This is a genomic window from Actinoallomurus sp. NPDC052274 (assembly GCF_040679475.1).
GTDB lineage: Bacteria > Actinomycetota > Actinomycetes > Streptosporangiales > Streptosporangiaceae > Actinoallomurus > Actinoallomurus liliacearum.
The window spans coordinates 1-18,743 of sequence record NZ_JBFAUT010000064.1 but is presented as its reverse complement, the minus strand read 5'-3'; the positions used below and the strand labels follow the sequence as shown (position 1 = coordinate 18,743).

The window sequence follows — 18,743 nt, the reverse complement described above, 5'->3', positions numbered from 1 at the left end:
GGAGCCCTTCCTTCACCCACAGAGGAGACGAACGCCATGAAGACGCGCGAGGTGCACCTCGTATCCCGACCCAGCGGCTGGCCGGAGCCGACGGACTTCGCGCTGGTGGAACGGGAACTGCCGGCTCCCGGCGAAGGGGAGGTCCTCGTCCGCAACGCGTTCATGTCCGTCGACCCGTACATGCGCGGACGGATGAACGACGTGAAGTCCTACGTCCCCCCGTTCGGCCTGAACGAGGCCATGACCGGCGGCGCGATCGGTGAGGTCGTCGAGTCCCGCTCCCCCGGCCTGAAGCAGGGCGACCTCGTCCTGCACGACCTCGGCTGGCGGGAGCACGCGGTGGCGCCCGCCAAGCGGTTCCGCGCGGTGCGGCCGGTCGAGGGCGTGTCTCCGTCGGCCTACCTCGGCGTCCTCGGCATGCCGGGGCTGACGGCGTACGTGGGACTGCTCGACATCGCCGGCCTCAAGGAGGGCGACACCGTCTTCGTGTCGGGCGCGGCCGGGGCCGTCGGCTCGCTCGTCGGCCAGATCGCCCGGTTGCGCGGCGCCGCCCGCGTCATCGGCAGCGCCGGGTCGGAGGAGAAGGTCGCGTACCTGACCGACCGGCTCGGTTTCGACGCGGCCTTCGACTACAAGTCCGGTCCGGTGCGCGAGCTGCTGGCCGAGGCCGCCCCCGACGGCATCGACGTCTACTTCGACAACGTCGGAGGCGACCACCTCGAAGCGGCGATCGAGGCGTTCAACGATTACGGGCGGGCCGCCATCTGCGGCGCGATCTCGATGTACAACGCCACCGCCCCGCAGCCCGCACCACGTAACCTGCCGCTCATCATCGGCAAGCGCGTCACCCTCCAGGGCTTCATCGTCAGCGACCACTCCGCCCGGTTCGGGGATTTCGTCCGCGAGGTCGGCGGCTGGCTCGCGGAGGGGAGGATCGAGTTCGACGAGACGGTGTTCGAGGGCGTCGACCATGCCGTCGAGGCGTTCCTGGCCATGCTGCGCGGCCGGAACACCGGCAAGATGATCGTCCGGCTGTAGCCGGCCGACCCGCCGGGCCGCGGTCGCCCGGGACCCGGCGGGTGTCGTTCAGTCGGACGTCACGGCGGCCCGTTCAGGCTGCGCGTTCAGGCGGCGCGCGGCCGGATGAACACGGCGGTGACCGCGAGGGCGACCAGCACGAAGATCGTGCCGACGGTGAACGCGACGTTCACGCCGTGGGTCAGGCCGCCGTGCCGGAGCGCCGGTCCGTACACCGAGACCAGCACCGCCATCCCCAGCGCGCCGCCGACCTGCTGCGCGGTCTGCAGCGTGCCGGACGCGGCGCCGGAGTCCTCGCGCCGCACCCCCGCCAGGACGGTCGCCGTGATCGGGAGGAACACCACGCCGGCGCCCAGCCCGAAGAAGAGCATCGGCCCGAGCACGCCCGACGCGTACCCGCTGTGCGACGACAGTCGCGTGAACCACACCATCCCCACCGCGATGAGCGGCAGGCCGGCGAGCAGGAGCCGCCGCGGGCCGACCCGTGGGACCAGCCGCGGGGTGATCCGCGCCAGAACGAACAGCAGCCCCGACATCGGCAGGAAGGCGACGCCCGCCTTCAGCGGGCTGAAGCCCAGGATGTTCTGCAGGAACTGGACGATGAAGAAGAACATCCCGAACATCGCCGCGGCCATCAGGAGCATGACCAGGTAGGAACCGGCACGCGCCCCGTCGGCGAACAGCCGCAGCGGGATGACCGGCCGTTCCGCCCGCGTCTCCACGGCGACGAAGGCGCCGAGGAGCAGGACGCCGCCGGCGAACGCCGCTAGGGTCACGCCGTCGCCCCAGCCGGCGTCGGCCGCGCGGATGAAGCCGTACACCAGCGCGACCATGCCGGTGACGACCGTGACCGCGCCCGCGACGTCGAGGCGGCCGCGATGGCGCTCGGTCTCCCGGAGGACCCGCGGGGCGAGGAACAGGACGACGGCGCCGACCGGAACGTTGATGAACAGCACCCAGCGCCACGAGGCCCAGTCGGTGAGCAGGCCGCCCAGGACGAGGCCGATCGAGGCGCCGGCCGACGAGGTGGCCGAGAAGACCCCGAGCGCCCGGTTGCGCTCCGGCCCCTCCTGGAAGTTGGTGGCGATGAGCGAGAGCGCGCTCGGCGCGGCGAGGGCCGCGCCGACGCCCTGCGCGACACGGGCGGAGAGCAGCCACGCGGCCGAGCCGGAGAACCCGCCGAGCAGCGAGGCGAGGGTGAAGACCGCGATGCCGGCGATGAACACGCGCCGCCGCCCGAGGATGTCGCCGGTCCGGCCCCCGAGCAGGAGCAGGCCGCCGAACGCGAGCGAGTAGGCGTTGGTCACCCACGACAGGCCGGTCGCGGAGAAGTGGAGGCTGTGCTGGATCTTCGGAAGGGCGACGAACATGACGCTCGCGTCGAGCACCACCATCAGCTGGCAGGCCACGATGACGGCGAGCGACAGCCCCGGGTGACGTGTTCGTCGTCGCCGCGGCTCGGAGTCGAGCGACGGCTCGCCCATCTGGACGGTCTGCTGGGACATGGGTCGTAGACTCCTCGTGCAGGAAGGGTTACGGCCGTCCCCCGAAGTGGCTGTCGGGGATCGGCCGATCTAACCGGAGGGTGCCTCCGAAACAATACGGAGGTAGCCTCCGGTTGGCAACCGTGCTTTTGGAGGGGCGATGTCGACGACCACCGGGCAGCGTCCGATGCGTGCCGACGCACGCCGCAACTACGAGCGGCTGCTGGCCGAGGCGAAGTCCTCGTTCCTCGAACACGGCGCGGACGCGTCGCTGGAGGAGATCGCCCGGCGCGCGGGCGTCGGGATCGGCACGCTGTACCGCCACTTCCCCACCCGTCTGGCGCTCCAGGAGGCCGTCTACCGCGAGGAGATGGACCAGCTCGCCGCCAAGGCGTACGAGCTCGCCGAGACCGCTCCTCCCGAGGAGGGGCTGGCGGCCTGGATCCTGACCATCTCCGAGTACTCCCGGAAGAAGCGCGGGCTCACGCAGACTCTGAAGGCCGTCATCGACCTGCGGTCGGAGACGTTCGTGCGCTGTCACGAGGACATCGAGCAGGCCGCCGAGACGGTCCTGACCCGGGCACAGGAGGCCGGCACCGCCCGGCCCGACCTCCGGCCCTGCGACGTGCTCCGCCTGGCCCACGCCCTCTCCGTGGCGAGCGAACGAGCGCCGGAGGACACCGAACTGCTGCTGTCGTTCATGATGGACGGACTGCGTCCTCGGCACTGACGACGTCCCGTCCCGTCCCACCGCCGACGAGGTCGGCCGCCGGGCACGTCGCCGCGGCGTGGTCGACCGCGGTGATTCATCGCATATTCGACCGGCAGCGGGAATTCGCCCGGCGTTGGAGCCGGTTTCCTCCATCGGATCCGCGCCCGTCCGCGGCGCGTCGACGGAGAGAGGTGACATGGCCGCGACGGCGAACGAGACGATCGAGGTGACACCGGCCCGTGCCGGTCGGCTCCGGTTGGCCCTCATCCTCGGGGCGCTCAGCGCCATCGGTCCGCTGTCGATCGACATGTACCTGCCGGCCCTGCCGAAGCTGACCCGCGACCTGTCGGCCGGGGCGTCGCTCGTTCAGCTGACCCTGACGGCCTGCCTGGTGGGCCTGGCCGTCGGGCAGGTCGTCGCCGGACCGGTCAGCGACACCTGGGGACGGCGCCGGCCGCTCCTCGTCGGCGTCGTCCTGTACACGGTCGCCTCGCTCCTGTGCGCCGTCGCCCCGAGCGTGCCGACGCTGATCGCGCTGCGCCTCGTCCAGGGCGCGGCGGGCGCCGCGGCCATCGTGATCGCCCGCGCCATCGTCCGCGACCTGTACGACGGGCCGGAGGCCGCCCGCTTCTTCTCCCTGCTGATGCTGGTCAACGGCGTCGCGCCGATCGCGGCGCCCGTCATCGGCGGGCAGCTGCTGCGCCTCACGTCGTGGCGCGGGGTGTTCGTGCTCATCGCGATCCTCGGCGCGCTCATGGTCGCCGCCGCTGGGGCCGGACTGCGCGAGACCCTCCCGCCGGGCGCACGCCACACCGGCGGGCTCGGCTCGGCGCTCCGGACGTTCGCGGGGCTCTGCGCGGACCGCGTCTTCGTCGGCTACGCCCTGTCGGGCGGCCTGGCCTTCGCCGCGATGTTCGCCTACATCTCCGGGTCGCCGTTCGTCGTTCAGGACATCTACGGCCTGTCGCCCCAGGCGTACAGCCTGATCTTCGCGGTGAACGCCCTCGGCATCGTGGCGGCCGGCCAGGTCAGCGGGCGGCTGGTCGGCCGCGTCCCGCTGCGGACGCTGCTCGCCGCCGGGCTGGGCGTGTCCCTGGCGGGCGGCGTGGCCCTCGTCGTGGCGATCGGTGGCGGCCTCGGACTGCCGGGCGTGCTGCCCGCGCTGTTCCTGGTCGTGTCCGCCATCGGGCTCATCACGCCGAACGCGACCGCCCTCGCCCTGACCGGCCGCCCGCCCGCCATGGCGGGCAGCGCCTCCGCCCTGCTCGGCCTCGCGCAGTTCGTCATCGGCGGGGTCGCGGCGCCGCTCGTCGGCGTCGCCGGCTCGCACACCGCCGTGCCCATGGGCGTGGTCATCGCCGCCCTGACCGCCGCCGCGCTCATGGCCTATCTGGTCCTCACCCGGGGGCATCGACCGATCGGTTGATGTCCGGGATCCACCGGAGCCGTACCCGACCGGTCGATCCGCCGGCACCCCGCCACGGGCCATCCTCGAAATCCGCCACCACGGAGACGAGGAACGAGAGGCCATGCCGGTCATCGACGTCAGGAACCTGCACAAGCGGTACGGAGCGAAGGTCGCGGTCGAGGACGTGTCCTTCGCCGTTGAGGAAGGTGAGATCTTCGGCGTCCTCGGCCCCAACGGCGCGGGCAAGACCACCACGGTCGAGTGCGTCGCGGGGCTGCGCGCCCCCGACCGTGGCACGGTGTCGGTGCTCGGTCTCGACCCGCGCCGGGACCGCGTCGAGCTGACCCGCCGGCTCGGCATGCAGCTCCAGGAGAGCCGGCTGCCGGACAAGATGAAGGTCCGCGAGGCCGTGGAGCTGTACGCCTCCTTCCACGACCGGCCCGCCGACCCCGGACGGCTCATCGACGAACTCGGCCTCGCCGACCAGCGGGACACGCGCTTCGGCCGGTTGTCCGGCGGCCAGCAGCAGCGGGTCTCGATCGCGCTCGCGCTCGTCGGGAACCCGCAGGTCGCGATCCTGGACGAGCTGACGACCGGCCTGGACCCGCAGGCGCGGCGCGACACCTGGCAGCTCATCGAGGACGTACGGGACCGGGGCGTCACGATCGTCCTCGTCACCCACTTCATGGAGGAGGCCGAGCGCCTCTGCGACCGCCTCGCCGTCATCGACGGCGGCCGGGTGATCGCCGTCGACACCCCCGCCGGCCTGGTGTCACGGGTCGCCCCCGAGCAGCGCGTACGGTTCCGGCCCTCCTCGCCCCTCGACGACCGCCTGCTGCAGGACCTGCCCGAGGTACGGACCGTCACCAAGACGGGCGGTCAGGTCGTGGTGACCGGAACCGACGGTCTCGTGCAGGCGGTCACCTCGGTCCTCGCCCGCAACCACATCATCGCCGCCGACCTGCGCGTCGAGCAGAGCAGTCTCGACGACGCGTTCATCGCACTGACCGGCCGCCCCCTCGACTGACCGACTCACCCGGGAGACATCCATGTTCGCCAAGCTCACCTACCTGGAGCTGAAGCTCCTCGCCCGCGAGATCATCGTGCCGGTGGTGGTCCTGCTGCTGCCGCTCGCGCTGCTGATCGGATTCGGCTCACAGCCCGGCGCGAACAAGGCCCAGCACAACCTCGGCGGCCAGACGGCCCCGGAGTACATGGCCGCGCTGGGCGTGGGGATCGCGGTGACGATCCTCGGCCTGTCCATCCTGCCCGCCACGCTCGCCGGGTACCGGGAGAAGGGGGTGCTGCGCCGCATGGCGACGACCCCGGTCCGCCCCGCGTACCTGCTGATCGTCCAGCTCCTGATCCACGTCGCCCTGGCGATCGCCGCCGTCGCGATGCTGATCGTGGCCGCCCGGATCCTGTTCGGCACTCCCGTCCCCGAGCGGTTCCCCGCGTTCCTCACGGCGTTCGTCCTGGGGATGGGCGCGCTCTTCGCGATCGGGCTCGTCATCGCCGCCGTCGCGCCGAGCGCCAAGGCGGGCAACGGGATCGGCATGCTGCTGTTCTTCCCGAGCCTCTTCCTGGGAGGCGTGTACATCCCACGCGAGCAGATGCCCGGCGCCCTCCGCGCCGTCGGCGACTACACTCCGCTGGGCGCGACGCTCAAGACGATGCGGGACGCCTGGATGGGCAGTGAGCCTCGCCTCGCCCAACTCGCCATAATGGCCGCGTACGGGGTCGCCGCGGGACTCGCGGCAGCCAAGACCTTCCGCTGGGAGTAGACGATGGGAGTGCCCTCGGACGGCCTCGCCCGACCCTCGGACGGCCTCGCCCGACCCTCGGGCGGCCCCGACCGACGCGAGGCGATCCTGATCCGGGTCATCCCGTACGGGGCACTCGCCGTCTCCACGATCCTCGTGCTGCTCGCCGACGCGAAGACGCCCGCTCAGGTCTGGACGACGTTGGGCCTGGCGGTGACGGCCGCCGGGTGGATGCTGATCGTCGCTCTGCCCGGCACGTCCACTCCGGGGCCACGGCTGGGCGGCGTCTACTACGCCGGCCTGCTCGTGCTGTTCGCGCTGCTGATCCTGCGCAGCCCGCTGTTCGGCCTCTTCGGCTGGACGGGCTATGTGCAGGTGGTCTACCTGCGGGGGCGCTGGAAACAGGTCGGCGTGGTGGCGACGGCGCTGATCGTCTCCGTCACCTACGTCGGCGGCTTCCAGTCACTCGGCGCCGCGACCGTCCCGGTCTACCTGATCCTCGCCGCGGCCACGGGCGCCGTCGGCATGCTGTTCACGTTCCTCGAGTTGAGACAGCGGGCGACCCTCGACCGGCTGGCCGAGGCCAACGCCGCGCTGGAGGCCGCGCTGGAGGAGAACGCCGGGCTGCACGCCCAGTTGCTGACCCAGGCGCGCGAGGCCGGCGTGCTGGACGAGCGTCAGCGCATGGCCCGCGAGATCCACGACACCCTCGCCCAGGGGTTCACCGGGATCGTCGCCCAGTTGGAGGCGGCCCGGCAGAACCCCGGCGAGTGGCGGCGCCACGCCGACCAGGCGCAGGCCCTCGCCCGCGACAACCTCGCCGAGGCGCGCCGGTCGGTGGAGGCGCTGCGGCCGCCGCATCTGGACGAGGCACGACTGCCGGAGGCCATCAGCGGCCTGAGCGAACGCTGGTCCCGCGCGTCCGGGATCTCCGTCGGCGTCGAGACGACCGGCGAGCCCCGGCCGATGCTGCCCGACGTGGAGGTCGCGCTGTTCCGCGTCGCTCAGGAGGCGCTGACCAACGTCGCCAAGCACGCGGGCGCGTCCCGGGTCGGCCTGACCCTGTCCTACCTCGACGACGTCGTGCTGCTGGACGTCCGTGACGACGGTGTCGGCTTCGACCCGGCCGCCGACGGGCGCGGTTTCGGGCTGTCCTCGATGCGGCAACGGCTGCTCCGGGTGGCCGGCCGGCTGGAGATCGAGAGCAGTCCCGGTGAGGGCACCGCGATCAACGCGACCGTCCCCGCCCTGACCGTGGGAGCGAACCCGTGATCCGCGTACTCATCGTCGACGACCATCCGATCGTCCGGGACGGCCTGCGCGGGGTGTTCGCCGGTGACCCGGACTTCGAGGTGGCCGGCGAGGCCGCCAACGGAGCCGAGGCGCTCGCGCTGGCCGACGCCGCCGACGTCGTCCTCATGGACCTGCGGATGCCGGAGATGAGCGGCGTCGAGGCGATCACCCGGCTCCGCGAGACCCACCCCGGCGTGCGCGTCCTCGTCCTCACCACCTTCGACACCGACAGCGACGTGCTGCCCGCCATCGAGGCCGGGGCCACCGGCTACCTGCTGAAGGACGCCCCGCGCGAGGAGCTGATCCGTGCGGTCCGCGCGGCGCACCGCGGCGAGTCGGTGCTGTCCCCGTCCGTCGCCGGCCGCCTGATGGGCCGGGTGCGCGGCCCCTCCCCCGGCACGCTGAGCAAGCGCGAACGCGAGGTGCTCGCCCTCGTCGCCGACGGCACCACCAACCGGGAGGTCGCGCGGCGGCTGTTCGTCAGCGAGGCGACCATCAAGACCCACCTGCTGCACATCTACGACAAGCTCGGGGTCCGGGACCGTGCCGCCGCCGTCGCCAAGGCGTACGAACGCGGGCTCCTCCCCTGACGGGAGGGGACGGCGGCGGCCCCGGTCTCAGTGCGCGCCGGTCCCGGTCAGCGACCGTACGGACAGCTCGGTGAACCGCTCCGCGTCGGCCCGGTCCCGGCCGAGGAACGTGCCCACGACCGCGCACAGGAACCCGAACGGGATCGACACCAGGCCGGGGTTGTCGAGCGGGAACCAGTGGAAGTCGGTGCCCTTGGGGAACAGCGACAGGCTCCGCCCGGTGACGGGGTCGACCTTCCCGGACACCACCGGCGAGAAGACGACCAGCACGATCGAGCCGACCAGCCCGCCGTAGATCCCGGCCACCATCCCCGCGGCGTTGAACCGGCGCCAGAACAGGGCGAAGACGATCGCGGGGAGGTTCGCCGACGCGGCCATGGCGAAGGCGAGCGCGACCAGGAACGCGACGTTGAGGTTCTTGACGAAGACCGCCAGCACGATGGCGACCGAGCCGATGAGGAAGGCCGCGAACCGCGCCACGGTCACCTCCTGCCGCTCGCGCGGCCGGCCCAGCATCAGCACGTTGCCGAAGTAGTCGTGCGCCAGGGACGTGGCCGACGCCATGACCAGGCCGGCCACCACCGCCAGGATCGTCGCGAACGCCACCGAGGCGACGAACGCCAGCATGACGTCGCCGCCGATCCGGCCCGCGACGTGCCGGCCGAGCTCGCGGGCCAGCAGCGGCGCGGCCGTGTTGCCCGCCGGGTCGTTCGCGAGGATCTCCCGCCGCCCGACCAGCGCGGTCGCGCCGAAGCCCAGCGCGATCGTCATCAGGTAGAACGCGCCGACCAGGCCGATCGCCCAGTTCACCGAGGTGCGCGCGGCCCGGGCGTCCGGGACGGTGTAGAAACGCGTGACGATGTGCGGCAGACCGGCCGTACCCAGGACGAGGGCGAACGCCAGGCTCACGAAGTCCAGCTTGTTGAACAGCGTCTGCGACGAGTGCCCGGCGACCTCCTTGCCGTACTTCAGACCGGGTTCGAGGAAGGCGTGCCCCTTGCCGCTCGCTCCGGCCGCCGCGCCCAGCAGGCGGCTGAGGTCGAATCCGAACCGACCGAGGACGAGGACCGTCATCAGGGTCGCGCCGAACATCAGCAGCGCCGTCTTGACGATCTGCACCCAGGTGGTGCCCTTCATCCCCCCGAAGGTGACGTAGCAGATCATCAGCGCGCCGACCACGACGATCGTCGCCACCTCGGCCGTGCCGGCGGACATGCCGAGGAAGGTCGCCCCCGGCCGCACGCCGAGAAGCAGGGCGATGAGCGCACCGGCCCCGACCATCTGCGCGATGAGGTAGAACACCGAGACCGTCACCGTGGACACCGCCGCCGCGATCCGCACGGAGGACTGCCGGCGTACGCGCTGGACGAGCACGTCGGCCATCGTGAAGCGGCCGGTGTTGCGCATCAGCTGCACGATCAGCAGCGCCGGCAGCCAGGCGACGAGGAAGCCGATGGAGTACAGGAAGCCGTCGTATCCGGACAGCGAGATGATCCCGGCGATGCCGAGGAAGGACGCCGCGGACATGTAGTCGCCCGCGAGAGCCAGGCCGTTCTGCGGGCCGGAGAACCTCCGCCCGCCGGCGTAGAAGTCCACCGCCCCGTCGGTGTGCATCCGCGCCCAGACGGTGATGGCCAGGGTGACGCAGACGAGCGCGATGAACAGGCCGAACGTGATGGTCCGCCCGTTGCCGGCCAGAGCGGCCGCGCCGGCGAGGGTCATCGGGTCCCTCCCGTCCACGGCCGGGTGGCCGGCCCGCGCCACGAGGGCGGCGTGCCCGGATCGGCGGGCGGCGTCATCCCGTCCGGGGGCGTCGGTCCCAGGAACGGCGCCATCCCGTCCGGCGGCGTCGCACCCAGCGATGACGCGACCCCGCCCGGAGACGTCGCGCCCCGCCATGACGCGGCCCCGTCCTGCGGTGTGGCGCCCGGCCATGACGGGGCCCCGTCCGGCGGCGTCGCGCCCAGGAACGGCCGCTCGCCGCCGGGCCCGGCGCCGTACGAGGGACCGGACGAGCCCGCCGCGCGGCGGCGGACCGCCTCTCCGACCCGCTCGTCGGCGTCGGCCGCGATCTGGGCGGCCAGGGGATCGAGGACCGCCCGGGCGTAGCGGCTGTAGCGCCAGGCGAGCACGAACGTCGAGGCGAACTGCAGGAGGCCGCACACCAGCGCGACGTTGACGTTGCCGATGACCCGGTACGCCATGACGTCACGGGCGAAGACCGACGCAAGGACGTAAAGGAAATACCACCCGAGGAACGTCGAAAGGACAAGGACCGCTAATCTCCGAAATTTCCCTTTCAACAGGGCGAACCTCTCATCTTGCCTTATCGCCACAAGCCGGGCGCGATCTCGCGGATCCGTTCCGTGACGTGGCGATGGCCGTGACCCGGTGACCATGCGGCACCCCTCTCTGCTCGGCCGTGACCGTACGTGGCACTCCCACTCCGTAATGAGATCAGACCCACGCGCGTCGCATTCACCACTTCGCAGGAATTCGCCCGGCGAAAACCGGGCTCCCCGGCGAGGACCGCCGGGGAGCCCGTCCCTCATCGACGGCGGTGGCGCGCCAGCGCGGTCAGCGCGAGCGCCAGGGCCGGGGCCATCGCCGCGGCGAAGCACCACCCGAGCGGCAGCCGGCCGACCAGCTGACCGACCGCCGCCGCACCGGCCGAGGAGCCGGCGTTGAACGCGGTGTTGACCCAGGTGCCCGCCCGGGTACGGCCGCCGGGCGCGGCGGACTCCTCCGCGAGCAGGTACGCGGTGGTCAGCGCGGGCGCGACGAACAGTCCCGCGACGCCGACGACCGCCGACAGGACGTACAGGTCCGTCGCCGTCCCGGCGGCCGCCAGCGGCACCGCGACGGCGACGGTCAGCACCGGGAGCCGCGTCCGTCCGGACATCCGCCAGGAGCGCGATCCGTAGGCCAGTCCGCCGACGGCGCTGCCGACGGAGAGCGCCGCCTCGGCCCACGCGGCGCCGGCGGCCTCATGACGATGGGCGGCGAAGGCGACCACGAGCAGGCCGAGGGCGCCCAGGCACACGCCGAGCCCCGCGGAGAGGACGACCGGCCGCCCGAGGCCGCCGAAAGAACCCACCCGCGTCCGGTGCGCGCCGGAGCCGTCCTCGGCCGGTGGCGTCTCCTCCCCCGCCCCGGTCCGGGAGCGGGCGACGGGAGACGAGACCAGGGCGAGGGTGCCGGCGAGGACGAGCCCGGCACTGGCGGCCAGGCCAACGGCCGGGGCGAGGAGCGCGGCGAGCAGGCCGGCCAGCAGCGGCCCCGTCACGAACAGCAGTTCCTCCGCGACGGTGTCCAGGCTGTACGCGCGCTGCAGCAGGCGCCGATCGGGCAGCAGGTCGCTCCACAGCGTGCGCATGACCGGGCCGAGCGGAGGCGGGAACGCGCCCGCCCCGAGCGCGAGGACGGCGACCGGAACGGCGGACACGTCGTGCCGCGCGGTGAGGAGGGCGAGCGCCGCCAGCAGCAGCGCGTACGCGACGCCCATCGGCGGCAGCGCGCGCCGGGGCCCGTACCGGTCGATCAGCCGGGCACGGACCGGGGACAGCACCGAGACGGTCAGGCCGAACAGCGCGACGGCGGCGCCGGCCGTGGCGTACGAACCGGTCGCGCCCGCCACCGCGAGCGTCAGGGACAGCGAGACCATGCCGTACGAGAGACGGCCCAGCAGCGCGGCGCCGAAGGTGCGGCGAGCGTGCGGAGCGCGCAGGACGGCGGCGTACGAGAGGGAGGGAGAAGACACGAGAGGGTTCCTCGGGGGAACCGGCGCGCGAGCGCCGGAAGCGTCAGGGGACACCGAAGGACCGCGCCACTACGCGGTGCGGTCAGAAGCGGTGCCTAGACACGGGGAAGGAACACGCCGATCACCTTAACCCCTCGGCCCGGCAGATGTCGCGCCGCGGCTTTCCGTCGCCGTGACACCGACCGGAGCCGTGATCACCGGCATCCACTGCGCTCTTGCGGCGGTATCCGCCAGTGATCATCCACTGCCGCCTTGGTTCAGCGACTCTGGACAAGGTACGGGCGGTACCGCGACGATTCGTGTCATGAACCAGGGCCCGCGACTGCGACCGGCTGAACCGGATGCGAGTCGATGCGGCCAGGGCTTCTGTGCGGCCATTGGCAGTCGCGCGCACCGGCGGGCTTGGGCAGCAGGCCACAGGGGAAGTCTCTGTACTGCGGACCGTCGACTGAAGTGGAGCCCCTGTGACGTAAGGGACCGCTGTCCGAGAGCCGGGGAAACTTCAGAGACGGAGTTGATGCATGGTGGAACGGCGCATGTCGGTTGCGACGCACTGGGGCAGTTTTATCGCGGTGGTTGAGTCCGGTCGGTTGGTGCGAATTGAGCCGAGGGGTGATGACCCCGTGCCGTCGCCTATCGGCCCCGGAATGGTGACAGCCGCCGACGATGGCGCTCGCGTGTTGCGCCCCGCGGTGCGCAAGGGCTGGCTGAACGGCCTGCCGCGCGCCCACGACACGGCCAGAGGCGCGGACGCCTTCGTGGAGGTGAGCTGGGACGACGCGATCACGCTGGTGAGCGATGAACTCCGTCGAGTGCGTTCACAACACGGAGACAGCGCGGTGTTCGGTGGATCCTACGGCTGGGCGAGTGCGGGCGGGTTCCACAACGCGCAGGGTCAACTCCACCGGTTCCTGGCGTTAGGCGGGGGATACACCGACTCTCGCAACACGTACAGCACCGCGGCTCTGGAGGTCATCCTCCCCCATGTGATCGGCGGGCATCCGTGGAGTTACCAGTCCCGGATGCCAATGTGGGACGAGATCGCCGAGAACTGTGAGCTTGTGGTGGCGTTTGGAGGGCTGGCCCTCAAGAATAGCCAAATCAACCCTGGTGGGCTGGCCAGGCACCAGACGCAGAATTTGCAGCGCCAGTGCCGTGAGGCCGGGGTGCGGTTCGTGAACGTCAGCCCCATCCGCAGCGACGTCGCCGGCTTCCTCGACGCCGAGTGGCTGCCCGTCATCCCCAACACCGACACCGCCGCGATGCTCGGCATCGCACACACGATGCTGGTCAACGGGTGGCACGATGAGGACTTCCTTCGCCGGTGCTGTGTGGGGTTTGACCGCTTCGCCTCCTACTTGGTCGGCGAGCTCGATGGTGTCCCCAAGGACGCTGCCTGGGCAGCGAGGATCACGGGCATTAGTCGCGACGCGATCACCGACCTCGCTCGCCGCCTCACCGCGCAACGTTCTCTCATCATGGTCAATTACGCGGTGCAACGGGCAGACCACGGCGAACAACCGATCTGGATGTCTGTCGTGCTGGCCGCCATGGCGGGCTCGATGGGTCGGTATGGCTGCGGCTGGGGCGCAGGTTACGCGACGATGGACGCGACCGGCGTTGCCAAAGGCCGCCCCTTCGTGGCGACGATTCCCGAGGTTCCCAACCCTGTTACGGATTTCATCCCTGTCGCAAGGATCGCCGACACCCTGCTGCATCCGGGTAAGACCATCGACTACGACGGCCGGCGCCTCACGTTGCCCGAGCTTCGCCTGATCTACTGGTGCGGAGGGAACCCGTTCCACCACCACCAAGATCTCCATCGATTGACCCGAGCCTGGCAGACCCCTGACACGGTGGTGGTTCACGAATCCTGGTGGAACACCACGGCCAAGTTCGCGGACATCGTCCTTCCCGTCGCCACCAGCTTGGAGCGTGACGACTTCGCCGCCGGATTCTCGGACCCCCACCTCGTCGCCATGCCGAAAGTCCGCGAGCCGGCGGGCGAGTCGCGCACCGACCACCACATCTTCACCGCCTTGGCCTCCCGGCTCGGGTACGAGCAGGACTTCACGGAGTCGCGCTCCGAGATCGAATGGGTCCGATACCTTTACGAGCAGACGAAGGCTGAACTCGACGACGATGCGGCCTTGCCGAGTTTCGATGACTTCTGGCGAAGCTCCACCGCTGAGCTGCCGACGTTGAGCGGACCGTTTCCCGGCAGCTTCGAGGCGCTCCGAGCAGATCCGCAGCGTTTCCCCCTGCCGACGCCGTCGGGCCGGATCGAGATCTTCTCCGAGGAGATCGACTCGTTCGGCTACGACGACTGCGCCGGGCATCCGACGTGGTTTGAACCAGTGGAGTGGCTTCGTGCCGATCTATCGGACCGATTCCCGCTGCATTTGATCTCGAATCAGCCCGCCTCACGCCTGCACAGCCAGTACGACAACGGTGGCCACAGCCTCAATTCAAAGATCCATGGCCGTGAGCCCGTGACGATCAATCCGTTGGACGCCGCGTCGCGCGGCATCGAGAACGGCATGATCGTACGCGTCTACAACGACCGAGGTAGCTGTCTCGCGGGCGTAGTCCTATCGGACGACGTCATGCCAGGCGTCGTACAACTGTCCACCGGAGCGTGGTGGGATCCGGTCCAGCCAGGCCTGAGCGGAACATTGGACCGCCACGGCAATCCGAACGTCCTCACGGCGGATCGACCGTGCTCGCGCCTGTCCCAAGGACCAAGTGCTCTTAGTGCGCTGGTCGACGTTGAGCTCTACGGCGGCCCTCTTCCCGAGGTGCTCGCCTATACACCGCCAAACCTCGAACATTGACACAAAAGCATCCTCTTCGGGCAAGTTTCCGTGTACGCCATCGTCAAGCGCGTAGTGGCTTGGCTCTGGCCGCCGAGAGGCTCTCTACCTGCCCGTTTGCGTTTAAGTGATGAAATAATTACTGTGTGCAGTCGTGACTGCACTTCAAAAACTCAAGTACAGCCAGTGGTTCAGGGGCGCCGACCTCGATGGCGACGGGTTCATCACCCAGCGGGACGTCCGAATGATGAGCGAGCGTTACATCGCCGCCCGCGGCACCGCGCCGGACTCCGCGACCGCCCGCCTGCTCACCGAGAGGATGGATGGGTTCTGGACGAACGTAATCGCCCCGATGGATCAGGACGGTGACGGGAAGGTCGATCTACAGGAGATGACCGAAGGTTTCAGGCAGGTCCTGACCGACCCCGCCCTGTACCCGGAACAGATCGCGCCGGTGACCAACTGTTTCCTCGACCTCGTCGATCTCAACGGAGACGGCAAGATCGACCAGGCAGAGTTCCAGCAGATGTTCGACTCGATCGCCGGCGTTCCCGGCGAGGACTGCGCCGCGGTCTTCGCCGCTTTGGACCGGGACGGCTCCGGAGCGCTGGACCGCGCCGAATTCCACCAGGCGGTCACGGAGTTCTTCTACGGCAACGACCCGGACGCTCCTGCCAACCACCTGTTCGGCAGGATCGCCGGCTAACGGCCCCAGATGCGGCCCGGGACCCGCACGCGGCACCCGTTCCGGGCTGACCGGATGACCGTCGGGTCGGCGGGTCGCCGGCTGCGGCCGCCTCAGCGGCGGCGGGGGTTCGCCTTCCGGGTGGGTTCGGCGGTGGCTGGGTCCTCGGGCCAGGGGTGACGGGGGTAGCGGCCGCGCAGCTCGGCGCGGACGTTCCGGTAGCCCTCGCGCCAGAAGGAGGCCAGGTCGGCGGTGACGGCGGCCGGCCGACCGGCGGGCGACAGCAGGTGCACGAGGAGCGGCACCCCGGCGACGCGCGGCGTCTCGGTCCAGCCGAACAGCTCCTGCAGCTTCGCGGCGAGGACCGGCCGCTCGCCGGAGTAGTCGACCCGGATCCGTGACCCGCTCGGCACCGTGACGCGCTCGGGGGCGACGTCGTCGAGCCGGGCGGCGCACTCCCACGGCAGCAGGCCGCGCAGCAGCGCGGCCACGTCCACGCGTTCGAGGTCGGCGCGCCGGCGGGCGCCGCCGGCCGCCAGGTCGAGGGAGTCGAGGAGGGCGTCGTCGTCCATGGCCGGCCACGGCGGGCCGAGGACGCGGTGGCAGAACGCCAGCCGGGCGCGCAGGTCCTCCGCCTCGCGGGTCCAGGTGAGCAGGCCGAGCCCCTCCCGGCGCAGGCCCTCGCGCAGCGCCGCGCGCACGAGGCCGGGGTCCGGGTCCGGAAGCGGCACGGCCGACAGTTCGATCGCGCCGAGGCGCTCGACGCGGCGGGCGACGACGTCGCCCCGCCAGGCGACCTCCTCCTCCACCGCCGCGCCGACGGCCAGCCGGGCCACCGCCTCGTCGATGGGCACGGCCTGCCGGATCCGCGCCGCCGGAGCGCCCGCGGGCCGGTCGGCGACCGCGATGGCCAGCCACTCGGAGCCGCCGAGCGCGGAGCCCTTGGCGGGTTCGGCGGCGGTTCCGGACGCCATCAGGTACCCGCCGCCCGCGCGGGCGCGGGCGACCCGCTCGGGGAAGGCGAGGGCGACCACGACGCCCGCCGTCGTCTCGTCGTCCGGCCCGGACTCGGCGGCGTCCGGGATCGCCCGCCGGAGCCGGCGCGCCTCGTCCCGCCACCGTGGGTCGCCGCGCAGGCCCCGCCACTGCCGCACGAGGTCCTCGTCCGCCCGCTGCTGGTCGGACAGCACCGCCACGACCTCGGCGGCCCGCGCGCCGACGTGCTCCGCGCCGTCGAGGAGGGCGCGGGCCAGGCGGGGGTGGACGCCGGCGCGGGCCATCCGCCGGCCGCGTCCGGTGACCCTGCCGTCGGCGTCCACGGCGCCGATCGCCCCCAGGGTCTCGCGGGCGGCGCGCATCGCGGCGGGCGGCGGGGCGTCCAGCAGCGCGAGGCCGGTGGTGTCCGGGTCGCCCCAGCAGGCCGCCTCCAGCGCGAACCCGGTCAGGTCGGCGAGCGCGATCTCCGGGCGCGGCCGCTCGGGGAGCCGCTGGTGCTCGGCCCGCGTCCAGCACCGGTACACCGTTCCCGGCGCCTCGCGCCCGGCACGCCCGGCGCGCTGGTCGGCGGCGGCCCGCGACGCCCGTACGGTGGTCAGCGCGCCGAGCCCGCGCGCGTGGTCGGTGCGGGGCTCCCGGGACAGCCCGGCGTCCACGACGACGCGGACGCCCGGCACGGTCAGGCTGGACTCGGCGACCGACGTGGCCAGGACGACGCGCCGGCCGCCGTCCGGGCCGCGCAGGACCTCCTCCTGCACGTCGGCGGAGGCCCGGCCGTGCAGCCGCAGCACGCGCAGGCCGCCGAGGGCGCGCGCGACCCGGTCGATCTCGGCGGCGCCGGGCAGGAAGCACAGCACGTCGCCGTCCCGCTCGGCCAGCGCCCGGCGGACCGTGGCCGCGACGTGATCGAGCAGCGCCGGGTCGACGGACAGGCCGTGCGGCGGGCGTACCGGACGGGGCGGTGGCACCCAGACGACCTCCACCGGATGCGCGGCGCCGTCCGCGGCGACCACCGGCGCGCCGCCCATGAGCTCCGCCCACGGCCCGGTGTCGGCGGTCGCCGACGCCGCGACGAGCCCGAGGTCGGGGCGCAGGGTCGCGCGGACGTCGAGGAGGAACGCGAACGCGGTGTCGGCGTCGAGGTGACGCTCGTGGCACTCGTCGAGGATGACGACGTCGGCGCGCACGTCGGGGTCGCGCTGCAGGCGGCGCAGCAGCACGCCGGTCGTGACGACCTCGACCGCGCTGCCGGGCCGGCGCTCGCCCCGGATGGCGTACCCGACCCGGTCGCCGACCGGCTCGCCGAGCATCCAGGCCATCCGGCGGGCGGCGGCGCGCGCGGCGAGCCGGCGGGGCTCGGCCACGATCACCCGGCGGCCGGTCTCCGCCAGGGCGAGCGGCACGAGCGTGGTCTTCCCGGTCCCCGGGGGCGCGGCCAGCACCGCCGTCCCGGCGGAGTCCAGGGCGGCGCGCAGCTCCGGCAGCGCGGCGGAGACGGGTAGATCGGACGAGCGCACCCCACCAGTGTGGCGGACCCGGCGGCGACGCTCGTCAGCCCGGGCTCTTGTCGCCTTCGTGCAGCGCGTGCCGGGCGAGCACGAGTTCGACCAGCTCGAGCGGCCGGGACGACGAACGGCCGGAGAGCCGTTCGAGGGTGCGCAGCCGGTTGAGCACCGTGTTGGGATGGCAGTACAGGCGCCTCGCCGCCGCCGTCGCCGACCCGCCGCACTCCAGCCAGGCGTCCAGCGTCTCCAGCAGCAGGCCGCGCTTGACCGGATCGAGCGCGGTCAGGCCGTCGAGGACCGAGCGCCGGAGGTGCTCGGCCAGTTCCGGCTGGGAGACCACGAGCGCCGCCGGCAGCCGCCGGTCCAGGCGGGCAACCTCCGCGCGCGGCGACCGGCAGGTGCGCAGCGCGAGTTCGGCGAGCCACCGGGCGTGGCCCAGGTCGGCGGGCGAGTCGACGACCGGGCTCAGGCCGACGTGGTGACAGGCGTACGCGCGCAGGACCTCGGTCAGGTCGTCCAGGCCGGCGTCGCCGAGGTCGACCACGGCGAGGTGGGCGTCGGCCCGCAGGCGCCACAGGAAACGGATCCCGTTCACCGTCTCGGGGGGGGCCGGGGCGGGGCGGCGGCGCGCGGCGGCCTGGCGGCGGGCCGGGCCCGCGCGCCGGCCGCGCCGTAGAGCACCCGGCAGGACTACAG

The 18,743-nt window shown here is 72.2% G+C and carries 15 protein-coding genes; 9 read left to right on the top strand and 6 right to left on the bottom strand.

Going from position 1 to position 18,743, the window contains the following annotated elements:
* Positions 1-36 precede the first annotated feature (36 nt).
* Positions 37-1,038, top strand: a complete 1,002-nt coding sequence (locus AB0K82_RS36900) for an NADP-dependent oxidoreductase (protein WP_364406000.1) — start codon at positions 37-39, stop codon at positions 1,036-1,038.
* An 86-nt stretch (positions 1,039-1,124) separates the two neighbouring features.
* On the opposite strand, the gene AB0K82_RS36895 is transcribed toward AB0K82_RS36900, so the two are convergent.
* On the bottom strand, positions 1,125-2,543 hold the full coding sequence (locus AB0K82_RS36895; protein WP_364405997.1) for an MFS transporter: 1,419 nt from the start codon (positions 2,541-2,543) through the stop codon (positions 1,125-1,127).
* A 139-nt stretch (positions 2,544-2,682) separates the two neighbouring features.
* Between AB0K82_RS36895 and AB0K82_RS36890 the strand changes: the two genes are divergently transcribed.
* The 6 genes from AB0K82_RS36890 (at position 2,683) to AB0K82_RS36865 (ending at position 8,288) form a co-directional block, all read left to right on the top strand.
* Positions 2,683-3,252 carry a TetR/AcrR family transcriptional regulator gene (locus AB0K82_RS36890; RefSeq protein ID WP_364405994.1) on the top strand — a complete coding sequence of 190 codons (570 nt, stop codon included), beginning with the start codon at positions 2,683-2,685 and terminating at the stop codon, positions 3,250-3,252.
* A 178-nt stretch (positions 3,253-3,430) separates the two neighbouring features.
* A complete protein-coding gene (locus AB0K82_RS36885) occupies positions 3,431-4,660 on the top strand; it encodes a Bcr/CflA family multidrug efflux MFS transporter (RefSeq protein WP_364405991.1) in 1,230 nt (409 codons plus the stop codon).
* Between the two features lie 103 nt (positions 4,661-4,763).
* Positions 4,764-5,669 carry an ABC transporter ATP-binding protein gene (locus tag AB0K82_RS36880; RefSeq protein WP_364405989.1) on the top strand — a complete coding sequence of 302 codons (906 nt, stop codon included), beginning with the start codon at positions 4,764-4,766 and terminating at the stop codon, positions 5,667-5,669.
* 22 nt (positions 5,670-5,691) lie between these two features.
* The gene (locus AB0K82_RS36875; protein WP_364405986.1) at positions 5,692-6,426 is read left to right on the top strand and encodes an ABC transporter permease; all 735 of its coding nucleotides are present in this window, start codon (positions 5,692-5,694) and stop codon (positions 6,424-6,426) included.
* 3 nt (positions 6,427-6,429) lie between these two features.
* Positions 6,430-7,677: a sensor histidine kinase gene (locus tag AB0K82_RS36870; protein WP_364405983.1), complete on the top strand. Its 1,248-nt coding sequence runs from the start codon at positions 6,430-6,432 to the stop codon at positions 7,675-7,677.
* The gene (locus tag AB0K82_RS36865) at positions 7,674-8,288 is read left to right on the top strand and encodes a response regulator transcription factor (protein ID WP_364405980.1); all 615 of its coding nucleotides are present in this window, start codon (positions 7,674-7,676) and stop codon (positions 8,286-8,288) included. Before AB0K82_RS36870 ends, AB0K82_RS36865 begins: the two co-directional genes overlap by 4 nt.
* Before the next feature lie 27 nt (positions 8,289-8,315).
* Here the strand turns inward: AB0K82_RS36865 and AB0K82_RS36860 are convergent, their stop codons facing one another.
* The 3 genes from AB0K82_RS36860 to AB0K82_RS36850 all read right to left on the bottom strand — a co-directional run bounded on the left by AB0K82_RS36860 (position 8,316) and on the right by AB0K82_RS36850 (position 12,048).
* Complete coding sequence (locus AB0K82_RS36860) at positions 8,316-10,010, bottom strand: cation acetate symporter (protein WP_364405977.1); 1,695 nt, start codon at positions 10,008-10,010, stop codon at positions 8,316-8,318.
* Complete coding sequence (locus tag AB0K82_RS36855; protein WP_364405974.1) at positions 10,007-10,687, bottom strand: DUF485 domain-containing protein; 681 nt, start codon at positions 10,685-10,687, stop codon at positions 10,007-10,009. Before AB0K82_RS36855 ends, AB0K82_RS36860 begins: the two co-directional genes overlap by 4 nt.
* Positions 10,688-10,836: 149 nt before the next feature.
* Positions 10,837-12,048 carry an MFS transporter gene (locus tag AB0K82_RS36850; protein WP_364405971.1) on the bottom strand — a complete coding sequence of 404 codons (1,212 nt, stop codon included), beginning with the start codon at positions 12,046-12,048 and terminating at the stop codon, positions 10,837-10,839.
* A gap of 521 nt (positions 12,049-12,569) precedes the next feature.
* Here AB0K82_RS36850 and AB0K82_RS36845 point away from each other — a divergent pair.
* Both AB0K82_RS36845 and AB0K82_RS36840 read left to right on the top strand, forming a co-directional pair.
* Positions 12,570-14,882, top strand: a complete 2,313-nt coding sequence (locus AB0K82_RS36845; RefSeq protein WP_364405968.1) for a molybdopterin-dependent oxidoreductase — start codon at positions 12,570-12,572, stop codon at positions 14,880-14,882.
* 133 nt (positions 14,883-15,015) lie between these two features.
* Positions 15,016-15,567: an EF-hand domain-containing protein gene (locus AB0K82_RS36840; RefSeq protein ID WP_364405965.1), complete on the top strand. Its 552-nt coding sequence runs from the start codon at positions 15,016-15,018 to the stop codon at positions 15,565-15,567.
* A 92-nt stretch (positions 15,568-15,659) separates the two neighbouring features.
* Here the strand turns inward: AB0K82_RS36840 and hrpB are convergent, their stop codons facing one another.
* Both hrpB and AB0K82_RS36830 read right to left on the bottom strand, forming a co-directional pair.
* Positions 15,660-18,059 (bottom strand): ATP-dependent helicase HrpB, encoded by a 2,400-nt coding sequence (gene hrpB, locus AB0K82_RS36835; protein ID WP_364405962.1) that lies wholly within the window; start codon positions 18,057-18,059, stop codon positions 15,660-15,662.
* A gap of 34 nt (positions 18,060-18,093) precedes the next feature.
* A partial coding sequence (locus tag AB0K82_RS36830) for a helix-turn-helix domain-containing protein (protein ID WP_364405959.1) occupies positions 18,094-18,743 on the bottom strand: 650 nt, incomplete at its 5' end.